Below are 1,634 nucleotides of genomic sequence, written 5' to 3'. Positions count from 1 at the left end.
TGACCGCCACGACGGTCCGGCTGCGGTGCCGCAGCGGCGAAGGGACCCCGGGCCGGTTCGGCGAAGGGACCCCGGGCCGGTTCGGCGAGGCGGTGGTGTCGTCCGCGGTGGCGAAGGGCCGTGCGCTCGTCATCCCCCACGCGGCGGCCTCCCAGGCCGCTAGCGCCCGGTCGTCGTCGAGTCCCGGGGACGCGGCCCGCGCCCGCACCGGGACCTCGGCCGCCCGCCACGTGGCCGCGTCGTCCCGGATCGAGGCCGCGGTCCGTTCCGCGGTCTCGCCGCCGTCCTCGTCGGAGGGGAACACCTGCGTCACCTTGCCGACCGTCGCGCCGTCGCGATCACGGACCGTCGCGCTCTCGACCTGATGGATGAGGTTCTTGGGGATCATGGCCACAGTCAACGCCGTGGGTCTGACGCTTCGCGGAACGCAATTCGGCCACTCTCCGACGCGGGCGAGCCCGTCGCCCCGCACGAGGGGCGTCCGATAGGGCTGTCTCGTTGCCAGAGGACCAGGCCGTCCATCGCCCCCGCGTGACCGTGTCCGGACAGGAGGCGCGGTGCCANCTGGCACCGCGCCTCCTGTGCGTCGCGTGTCGCCAGATTCCTTCGTGAACCAAGGCTGTCAGCGAGACGGACCGCTCAAGCTGCCACTCCCCGATGCCGAGTATCGGTCACTCGGCTGTCCGTGGTGCCATCGGACCGTCGGTAGTGCGGCGAGGACCAGCCTGCCGATACCCCGCAGTCTCGTTGATGGGCGTGCCGAAGTGCTCTTCCCGGTGGTGTGTAATCTGGTTCTGGATTTGCGTATCTGATGTATCAAGTACTTGAATGGTCTCTGTCGGCAACGCGGCCGACAACGGACCCGGCACTGACGCCGGACGAGGGGAACGTTGATGAAGCAGTCGACCAATGGACGGATCATCCCGATCGGCGCAGCGTGTGCTGTAGTCGCGGCATCTGTCATCGGAGCAGTGCCGGCCAATGCCGTGGCAACGGCGCCCGCCGCGAGCGACGAGGTCGCTCCGCGCACGCCGTCGGCAGTGTTGTCGTCCATCCGAGTAGAGCTGACCGCGTCCGGAGCCTCCTCCGACGTTGCCGCTCTCGACCGTCTCAACGCTGACCAGCGCCGCGAACTCACTTCGTACTTCCTGGAGCCGGACGCAGCGGCAGCGGCACTTGCCGACTCGGCCGAGAAGGTCCTCGGGCCGAAGACCATCCGCACGAGCGGAGATTTCGAGTGGGGAGCTGTCGACGCAGCGTCGGGGGCTGTGCTGGATGAAGGCTCGGCCGAGTCCAGGGCGGCGTCGCGATCGTCCTGGGGGACGCAGTGGTTCGCCTTCGCTGGCATCCGGCTCACCGAGACCAAGGTCTCGATGTCGTACGAGTACAGCGGCACGACAGCGAAGAGGCTGCTCGGTTACTCGTGCGCGGTCACGAGGAACGTCCAGCCCTTCACGGAGGGTGCAGACCTCCAAGAGCAGCGGGTACGTCAGCGGCGGGCAGGCAACTGCGAAGTGCAAGGTGACGGTGAAGCGCGGTGTACTGACTCCGTGGGGGAACGGTCGCCTGGAGCACCTACTCCGCGATCCAGCGTCTCAGCGCGAAGGGCAACGGCGCCATCACCGCCAACCGGG

General features: G+C 68.5%; 2 protein-coding genes. One reads left to right on the top strand and one right to left on the bottom strand.

What is annotated here, in order from left to right:
* Nucleotides 1-388, bottom strand: a 388-nt coding sequence (locus tag I5E_RS25180) for a hypothetical protein (protein ID WP_042723544.1), incomplete at its 3' end; no start/stop codon positions are given.
* 505 nt (nucleotides 389-893) lie between these two features.
* Between I5E_RS25180 and I5E_RS25930 the strand changes: the two genes are divergently transcribed.
* Nucleotides 894-1,634, top strand: a 741-nt coding sequence (locus I5E_RS25930) for a hypothetical protein (protein ID WP_222836445.1), incomplete at its 3' end; no start/stop codon positions are given.

The organism is Curtobacterium sp. B18 (genome assembly GCF_000333375.1).
GTDB lineage: Bacteria > Actinomycetota > Actinomycetes > Actinomycetales > Microbacteriaceae > Curtobacterium.
Note: the sequence above shows the minus strand (reverse complement) of the source record. Positions and strands in the feature narration are given on the sequence as shown.